This window comes from bacterium, from assembly GCA_030647005.1.
In the GTDB taxonomy this organism is placed as follows: Bacteria; Patescibacteriota; Patescibacteriia; order JACPHY01; family JACPHY01; genus JAUSKG01.
In genome coordinates, this window is record JAUSKG010000016.1 from 22,405 (window position 1) to 30,465 (window position 8,061).

Genomic DNA, 8,061 nt, shown 5'->3' on the forward strand with positions numbered 1-8,061 from the left:
CCATGTAGTTCTCCCTCGGACTACCAGAAGCCGTCCCACCTCAGGAAGCTGACGTGGGGAGCAAACCGGGGCCATCCCGTCCGCACGGAGGTCGCGGTTTTCTGTTCCCGCCCGCATCATCTCTGGAGGTGAGCGTAGGCAGACCCCGGACCACAACGCACCAACCAACATTTCGGTGCACCGTCCGAGGCCGTTCCTGCGTACGCTCGCCTGCGGAGGTAACGATGCCAGCTCGTTATCAATTGAAGAGTGATCAGTGGGTCATCGATTGGTCTCATGCCGCAAGGCAGGAGATGCAATCAACTATTCCATGCTTCCTTCTGGGAGCATGGCAGTAGAGAATCAAACGAGTCACTTCAAGCGACTTAACCGATGGTGCCATCACTGGCTCCATCATTGTTGAGAGTTTGATCCTGGCTCAGGATGAACGCTGGCGGCGTGTCTAAGGCATGCAAGTCGAACGAGCACTTCGGTGCAAGTGGCAAACGGGTGAGTAACACCTTGGTAACCTACCCCGGAGACGGGCACAACCATTCGAAAGAGTGGCTAATTCCCGATGATGTACAGCCACACATGCGGTCTGTACAAAATGGTTTTTCGCTCTGGGAGGGGCCTAGGTCCTATCAGGTAGTTGGTGGGGTAACGGCCTACCAAGCCAACGACGGGTAGCGGGTGTGAGAGCACGACCCGCCTCATGGGAACTGAGACACTGTCCCAACACCTACGGGTGGCTGCAGTCAAGAATCTTCCGCAATGCGCGAAAGCGTGACGGAGCGACGCCGCGTGCCAGATGAAGCCCTTCGGGGTGTAAATGGCTTTTCCCAAGGACGAAATCTTGACGGTACTTGGGGAATAAGGGGCCGCCAAACTCGTGCCAGCAGCGGCGGTAATACGAGTGCCCCGAGCGTTATCCGGATTCACTGGGCGTAAAGGGTCCGCAGGCGGCCTGATACATCCGCTGTCAAATCTCAGGGCTCAACCCTGAGGCCGCAGCGGAGATGGTCGGGCTCGAGGTCGGGAGAGGTGTGCGGAACTGCAGGTGTAGGGGTAAAATCCGTTCATATCTGCAGGAACACCAAAGGCGAAGGCAGCACACTGGAACGATTCTGACGCTCATGGACGAAAGCGTGGGTAGCGAAGGGGATTAGATACCCCCGTAGTCCACGCCCTAAACGATGAATGCTAGGTATCGGGAGTATCGACCCTCTCGGTGCCCTTCATGAAGCTAACGCATTAAGCATTCCGCCTGGGAAGTACGGCCGCAAGGCTAAAACTCAAAGGAATAGACGGGGACCCGCACAAGCGGTGGATCATGTGGTTTAATTCGATGCAAAGCGAGGAACCTCACCAGGGCTTGACATTCTGCTGCAAGCGCACGGAAACGTGTGACCTTCGAGGGTGCAGAACAGGCGCTGCATGGCTATCGTCAGCTCGTGCCGTGAGGTGTTCCCTTCAGTGGGGTAACGAGCGCAACCCTCGTCCCATGTCTCAATCAACCATGGGAGACTGCTCTGGCAACAGAGAGGAAGGCGAGGATGACGTTAAGTCAGCATGGCCCTTATGTCCTGGGCTACACACGTGGTACAATGGTCGGTACAACGGGATGCGAAACCGCGAGGTGGAGCAAAACCTATAAAACCGATCCCAGTCCGGATTGGAGGCTGCAATTCGCCTCCATGAAGTTGGAATCGCTAGTAAACGTGCATCAGCCACGGCGCGTTGAATACGTTCTCGGGTCTTGTACTCACCGCCCGTCACGTCAAGCGAGTTGGGAGCTCCTGAAGGTCTCGGTTCCGGGATCCAAGGAGAGCCTGATGAGAGGGACGAAGTCGTAACAAGGCAGGGCTAGCGGAAGCTGGTCCTGGATCACCTCCTTTCTCGGAGTATTTCCGGGAGCACCTCCGGGTGCATACCGGACACTCTAGGTCGTTCGGTGTTCCGAGCAATCGGAATGCTGATAGGTCCGATGAAAATCGGATCGCCCACTGATCACTCTTCAGACCGATAACGGATAGTACTTTTTTTCTTGAAAGCAATCCCCCCACCCTCTCACGAGGGTGGGGGGTTGCGTTTGACCCTGGCATGTCCTTGGGTTGCGCCGTGCTCCTCGGCATGCTAGCATCGCTATAGGGATGGGCTTGCAGCGTATCGCTGTAGGCCTGTTGCTTCTCCGGGCGTGTAGCTCAGTCGGTTAGAGCGCCACACTGATAATGTGGAGGTCCCTGGTTCGATTCCAGGCACGCCCACCAGGAATCCTACGCGAGCGAGCCGGAGGACGGAGCATGGCGGCCGTAGAGCTTTGCTCGCTGCCATGCGGAGTCCGGAGGTGAGCGGCTATTGCGTAGGGAAAAGAGGACGAGAAAAACCGGAAGGTTTGTCTCGTAATGGCCGGGGTAGCTCAGTGGTAGAGCGAAGGCCTAAAATCTTTGGGCCGTCCGATGGCAACATCGGAATGTGAATCGGGTGAATTCGGGGAAACCCCCAACGATGGGGGCAATCCCGAGCCAAGCTCCGCGGGGCATTTGGTTGCGGAGAAGGTGTAGAGACTAGTGGGTGAGTCCCAACAATAATCCCACACGAGCACCCGAGGTCCGGATCTCCGGATCATGAGATAGTCCGATCCTCAAGGCAACTTGAGTTCTAGGCTTGGAAGAGCCTTGCGTGGTGGGTTCGATTCCCACTCCCGGCATATGAAAACCGCGCACCGGAAGGTGCGCGGTTTTCATTCTGGTACGATGGAAGCATGGCACTGCTATTCTCTCGGGCTGCCGGGGCTCGAACCCGGGGCCTCGTGGACCCAAACCACGCGCTCTACCAACTGAGCTACAGCCCGATGGGTGTGCCAAGCGTATCATGGGCACACCGGACGGTCAATCATTCTCAGCACTCTCGTGCTTCGTCCGCTTCCCCTTGTACTTCTTCAGCTGCCGCTGGAGCTCATCCTTCACCGTCGTGATGGCGGTGAGGATGTCCTCTGCCTCTGCCTCCGCGCGAATCCCCGCTGCTCCCGGGAGACGGATCTGCACCTCCGCACGGAAGATATTCCCCTGGCGATGGTGGCGAGTGGTGCGGGAGACCTCCACCCACGCCTGCGCAACGTCTTCTGTGCCCTCGATGAAGACATCGAGGGTCCCGATCTTCTCCTCAAGCTCCTGCGCAATCTCTGGCGTGAGCTCAACGCCGGTCGCCGTGATGTTCAGTTTCAACATAGGAGTTTCTCTCTTCACCCTACCATGTGATTGTCTCCATCTCCAAACCAAAAGGGCCAACGTCGCACGATATCGTTGATGCGGTACGCCGCATCACGGGTGAACGACGCGTTGGCCACGCGGGTACCCTGGACCCCATGGCCGAGGGCGTGCTCATCATCGGCATCGGACGCGACGCGACCAAACAACTCGGGACGATCGTGCACAGCGACAAAGAGTACATCGCGACGGCGCACCTCGGAGCGACATCGGACACCGACGACGCCGAGGGTGCCGTCCAACACGCGAGCGACGCGGCACGTGGAACAGTGCCATCACGGAACACGATCGCGCACGTCCTCGAACAGTACACCGGCACGATCCACCAGGTTCCGCCGAAGTACAGCGCCATCAAGCTCCGTGGCAAACCGGCGCACCGCCGCATGCGCGGAGGTGAGGACGTGCACCTGGAGCCACGCGCGGTCGAGATCAAGGAAATCGAGCTCCTGGACTACACATGGCCGCTCCTCCGCATCCGCGTCGTCTGCGGATCCGGCACGTACATCCGCGCGCTCGCACGCGATATCGGTGCGACGCTCGGCGTTGGCGGTTACCTCGCCGCACTCACGCGCACACGCGTCGGTACATTCACGCTGGATGCCGCGCTCACGCTCGAACAGTTCGACCGGCACTGGCGCGATGCCTCCGCCGCGTAGCGCGCTCCTACGTGTACCGATCTGCAACGCACGTCGCGGCGTGCGCCTGCGGCTTGATGCACACGGTAAACCCGTAGGCGCGGACGTAGCCGCAAATCTCCTGGATGAGGTCCTTCGTCGGCCCGTGCCGCCCGACATCCACGTGCACCTCAAGGTCCGTCCCCCACGCGCCCCGCTCCCCGAGTGCGGCGAGCGTGCTCTGCGCGAGCGTTGTTGAGCAGACCGCCTCGTGCCAGATGCGATCGCGCAGCGTGTGGAACCGATCCTTCTGCGTATGCACCCAAAAGTATCGCGCACCGCGACCGATGCGGTGGAGCACGATCGCCGAGATGCAATCCACCGTGTCGCCATGCACCTTGGAGTCCGAACCGATCATGATGCGGTACCGTGCCTTTGGCTGCGCGCGGAATTCCGCACAGACCTCATCAATGACCTCATCGAAGATGAGTGAACCCTTCGTCGGGCTCTGGAAGATCATAGGAGTCCAGTGTAGCATGCGCCTTGAAACGATCCCACTGCCATGGTACGCTGGTGATCAGGTTGCACCGTCCGCCAGCTGGCAGACGCGACGCGCGGGTATAGTACAATGGCTAGTATGCGAGCCTTCCAAGCTTGAGATGCGGGTTCGATTCCCGCTACCCGCAATCGAAAACACCTCACGACATCGTGAGGTGTTTTCGCGCGCCCGCGAGCGCAACCGCGAGCGCATCTGCCGCGTCATCCGGCTGCGGGATAACATCGAGCTTCAGGAGTGTCTGCACCATTCGCTGCACCTGTCGCTTGTCCGCCGCGCCATACCCGCACACGGCCTGCTTCACGTCCTGCGGGCTCACCTCCACCATCTCGACGTGCGACTCCGCGCATGTGAGCACAATCACCCCACGCGCCTGCGCTACCGTGATCGCCGTCTTCACATTCTTTGAGAAGAAGAGCTTTTCGATGACGATGCGATCCGGCTGGTAGAGCGCGATGAGCTGCGCGAGTTGCGTTCGTAACTCGATGAGCCGCGGCCCCAACTCCCCTTTCGCCGTCTCAATGCACCCGAACGCCACACACCGATCCGTATGCCCATCACACGCGAGCACCCCATACCCAAGCCGCGCGAGACCGGGGTCAAGACCAAGTACAACCTTCTGATCCCCCCCCTCTCCGCGTACTCGGGGAGAGGGGGGGCTAGGGGGGGAGAGGTGGGCTTGGATCACCTCACACACCCCATCAACATTCTCCATCACCTCACGATTCGTAAATCGCAACACTTGGAAACCTCCCGTCGCGAGGTACACATCCCGTTCCGCATCCCTCGCCCGAATCTGCAATGTTTCATAATGCGAATCACCATCAATCTCAATAACGAGCTTCGCGCCCGGCGCACAGAAATCGAGCACATACGGCCCCACCGAATGTTGTCTGCGAAACTTTGTATCCAACTGCTCGGCACGAATGCGCTGCCACAACACCCGCTCCGGCTCCGGCGGATTATTACGCAGCTTGCGAGCACGAGCAGTTCGCTGTCTATTGCCTTGTACCATACATCTCCTCTCTGATCCCCTCCCTCTCCGCGTACTCGGGGAGAGGGAGGGCTAGGGAGGGAGAGGTGGTTTGTGCCCGTTACGCAATCCACCATACCTCCTCTCCCCCTCCAACTCCCCCTCTCCTTGCTGCAAGGCGAGGGGGAGGGAAACATTACGCCGCATTCGTGTGCACCTCCTGCACGTCGTCAAGTTCCTCCAGTACTCCGATGAACTGCTCGAACTGCTCATGATCCGCCTCCGCGATCTCCGTTTCCTGCTTCGCAATCCATCGCAGCCCTGCGTCCTCAACGCTCAACCCCAACTTCTCTACCGCCTCCTGTACCTGCTGCAATCCCTCTACTGCAGTCACCACGATCAACCCGTCCTCCTCCCACTGCACATCCTCCGCCCCCGCCTCGATGAGATCGAGCTCGACCTGCTCCTTGCTTGGAGCTTGGAGCGATGCACTTGGAGCTGCGACCTGCACGATGCCGCGATGCTCGAACATCCACCGCACCGATCCCTCATTCCCAAAGTTCCCACCACGCTTCACGAACACCTGTCGCACCTCCGCGAGCGTGCGGTTCGAGTTATCCGTGAGGCACTCCACGAGCACCGCCGCGCCGCCCGGCGCAAACCCCTCGTACATCACCTGCACGATCGCGACATCGCTGCCCTCACCCGTCCCGCGCGCAATCGCCCGCTCGATCGCGTCCTTCGGCATGTTCACCGCCTTCGCGCGATCCACCACCAGCCGCAACTTGAAGTTGAACGTCGGATCCCCGCCGCCCTCACGCGCGCACACGCTGATCGCCCGCGCGAGCTTCGAGAACGACGCCGCCCGCCGCTGATCCGCCGCGCCCTTCTGATTCTTCACCTTTGACCACTTATTGTGCCGACTCATAGCGGACTCTTGATGTTCCTCAACTGCGGATTCGTCACCTTCGTATATATCTGCGTCGTACGAATGTTCGCATGGCCGAGCAATTCCTGTACATACCGAACATCTGTTCCATTCTCCAAGAGATGCGTTGCAAAGCTGTGTCGAAGCGAATGGAATGTCGCTCCCTTCTGCACCCCGGCACGCTCGCACGCCGCAGCGAAAATCGCCTGCGCACTTCTTGAGGTGAGCATACCTCCGCGCGCGCTCTCAAAGAGACAGGTGGTGTTCTCCTGCCCCTCCGCAAGCCACAGGATACCATCGCGCAAACGTTCTGGCATAACGGTGATGCGATCGCGATTACCCTTCCCGCCGCGAACAGTCACCGTCAACTCTTGTACATCAACATCGCGTACGCGCAGTGCGATCACCTCGCTCACACGCAATCCTGCTCCATATGCCAAGGCAATCAATAGCCGATGTTTCCGATTCGTCAGCGCAGCGCAAATTCGTGCAACCTCCTGTCGTGTGAGTACTATCGGCAAACGCTTTGCTCGCCTTGCATGCCGCACGTCGGATTGTAGCGGAACATGCAGCACAATACTCGAAAACGTTTTGATCGCACTGAGGTATACATTCAATGTCTGCCCGGAAACACCCCGTCGCTCTCGTTGATCTAAAAACCGCTTCACGTCCTCCACGGTAATATGATCGAGTGCATCTTGCAAAAACGTCGAAAACGATCGCAAACAGTCCATATAGCTGCGTATCGTCCGCATGCTATACTTCTGAATACGAAGCTCCCGTTCAAATTGTTCGAGCAACGTCATACTTCGCATATCATACCAGGTTCAGTACTATTCCCGCCATCAACTTCGCATAATAACGAGTTGTACGAAATAGCGAAAAACATTTTTAACTATTAAATAGACAAAAGTATGGCATTATCCGCATATCATCAAAAGTACGCAGATTACAGCGGCGAGGAAATTAAGAAGCGCGCCGACGCAAAAGAACAAGAGCTCGCTACGATTTTCAATGAAGTCTCACTAAAAACTGACATTGATCCTGTTAGGTTGGCAGTTTTGGGCTGTGGTGACAAAAGATTCGTCGCGCATCATAAAAGAATTTTTGAGAACGTACTAAAAAGAAATGTTGAGGTTACAACGTTCGACATCAGTATTGACCACCTTGCTGGAGAATCAAATGTTTTTCAGCACGACTGTACCCTACCGCTTCCCAACCCACCCTACGACATCACTTATGCTCACGTACTTCTAAAATTCATTGAAACTGAAAAACAATTTGATTTGCTCAAAAATTCTTTTGATGCGCTTAAACCCGGCGGAATAGCAATTCATGGCTTTGACTGGGATGAAATAAAAGTAGAAGGTCCAAAACTGCCAGACGGTTTGTGGGCTGTACCACTCGAGCAATATAAAAAGCAATTAACAGAGTTAGGAATTGAATACAAAGAAATTCCATTAAAGTACGGTCCCGCTCTTGTTCTTTTGCGTAAATAAGGAAAAAAATGTTTTTCGCTACATCGTACAACAGCGTGTATGCGGTTCCGCTTTGCTCCACCCATATTGCTCCCTACGGTCGCAACATCGCATACACGCGAACGTTCGCCAAAATGCCTCCGCTCCGCTCCGTGCATTTTGCCGAATGCGCGGCGGTTCCCGTCTGTCCTCCTCCATGCCTCCGCTGCGCTCCAGCACTTCGTCGAACAGACGGCTATACGAAATGTCGCTCCTCCGACCCGC

The 8,061-nt window shown here is 57.3% G+C and carries 6 protein-coding genes, 3 tRNA genes, 1 rRNA gene and 2 pseudogenes; 5 read left to right on the top strand and 7 right to left on the bottom strand.

The window, feature by feature from the left end:
• Window positions 1-395 precede the first annotated feature (395 nt).
• Both Q7S96_01815 and Q7S96_01820 read left to right on the top strand, forming a co-directional pair.
• Window positions 396-1,877: ribosomal RNA gene (locus Q7S96_01815) — 16S ribosomal RNA — on the top strand.
• A gap of 295 nt (window positions 1,878-2,172) precedes the next feature.
• A tRNA-Ile gene (locus tag Q7S96_01820) sits at window positions 2,173-2,249 on the top strand.
• Between the two features lie 511 nt (window positions 2,250-2,760).
• Here the strand turns inward: Q7S96_01820 and Q7S96_01825 are convergent.
• Together Q7S96_01825 and raiA are read right to left on the bottom strand one after the other, a co-directional pair.
• Window positions 2,761-2,833 (bottom strand) — tRNA-Pro (locus Q7S96_01825).
• A gap of 37 nt (window positions 2,834-2,870) precedes the next feature.
• Window positions 2,871-3,209: a ribosome-associated translation inhibitor RaiA gene (raiA, locus tag Q7S96_01830; protein ID MDO8462990.1), complete on the bottom strand. Its 339-nt coding sequence runs from the start codon at window positions 3,207-3,209 to the stop codon at window positions 2,871-2,873.
• 26 nt (window positions 3,210-3,235) lie between these two features.
• Between raiA and truB the strand changes: the two genes are divergently transcribed.
• The gene (gene truB, locus Q7S96_01835; protein ID MDO8462991.1) at window positions 3,236-3,904 is read left to right on the top strand and encodes a tRNA pseudouridine(55) synthase TruB; all 669 of its coding nucleotides are present in this window, start codon (window positions 3,236-3,238) and stop codon (window positions 3,902-3,904) included.
• 7 nt (window positions 3,905-3,911) lie between these two features.
• Here truB and Q7S96_01840 read toward each other — a convergent pair whose 3' ends face one another.
• Entirely contained in the window at window positions 3,912-4,382 is a 471-nt protein-coding gene (locus Q7S96_01840) for a ribonuclease H-like YkuK family protein (GenBank protein MDO8462992.1), read from the bottom strand.
• A 94-nt stretch (window positions 4,383-4,476) separates the two neighbouring features.
• On the opposite strand from Q7S96_01840, the gene Q7S96_01845 reads away from it, so the two are divergent.
• Window positions 4,477-4,548: transfer RNA gene (locus Q7S96_01845), tRNA-Gly, on the top strand.
• A gap of 12 nt (window positions 4,549-4,560) precedes the next feature.
• Here Q7S96_01845 and ruvC read toward each other — a convergent pair.
• The 4 genes and pseudogenes from ruvC to Q7S96_01865 all read right to left on the bottom strand — a co-directional run bounded on the left by ruvC (window position 4,561) and on the right by Q7S96_01865 (window position 7,053).
• A pseudogene (gene ruvC, locus Q7S96_01850) lies at window positions 4,561-5,031 on the bottom strand (crossover junction endodeoxyribonuclease RuvC).
• 69 nt (window positions 5,032-5,100) lie between these two features.
• Window positions 5,101-5,433 (bottom strand): annotated as a pseudogene (locus tag Q7S96_01855) (DUF559 domain-containing protein).
• A 154-nt stretch (window positions 5,434-5,587) separates the two neighbouring features.
• Complete coding sequence (locus tag Q7S96_01860) at window positions 5,588-6,319, bottom strand: YebC/PmpR family DNA-binding transcriptional regulator (protein ID MDO8462993.1); 732 nt, start codon at window positions 6,317-6,319, stop codon at window positions 5,588-5,590.
• Window positions 6,316-7,053 (bottom strand): tyrosine-type recombinase/integrase, encoded by a 738-nt coding sequence (locus Q7S96_01865; protein MDO8462994.1) that lies wholly within the window; start codon window positions 7,051-7,053, stop codon window positions 6,316-6,318. Before Q7S96_01865 ends, Q7S96_01860 begins: the two co-directional genes overlap by 4 nt.
• A 180-nt stretch (window positions 7,054-7,233) precedes the next feature.
• Between Q7S96_01865 and Q7S96_01870 the strand changes: the two genes are divergently transcribed.
• The gene (locus tag Q7S96_01870) at window positions 7,234-7,818 is read left to right on the top strand and encodes a class I SAM-dependent methyltransferase (protein ID MDO8462995.1); all 585 of its coding nucleotides are present in this window, start codon (window positions 7,234-7,236) and stop codon (window positions 7,816-7,818) included.
• Window positions 7,819-8,061 lie beyond the last annotated feature (243 nt).

Coding starts and splice junctions, on each gene's coding strand:
- raiA (MDO8462990.1), bottom strand. CDS start 3,209: ATGTTGAAACTGAACATCACGGCGACCGGCGTTGAGCTCACGCCAGAG.
- Q7S96_01840 (MDO8462992.1), bottom strand. CDS start 4,382: ATGATCTTCCAGAGCCCGACGAAGGGTTCACTCATCTTCGATGAGGTC.
- Q7S96_01860 (MDO8462993.1), bottom strand. CDS start 6,319: ATGAGTCGGCACAATAAGTGGTCAAAGGTGAAGAATCAGAAGGGCGCG.
- Q7S96_01865 (MDO8462994.1), bottom strand. CDS start 7,053: ATGGACTGTTTGCGATCGTTTTCGACGTTTTTGCAAGATGCACTCGAT.
- Q7S96_01870 (MDO8462995.1), top strand. CDS start 7,234: ATGGCATTATCCGCATATCATCAAAAGTACGCAGATTACAGCGGCGAG.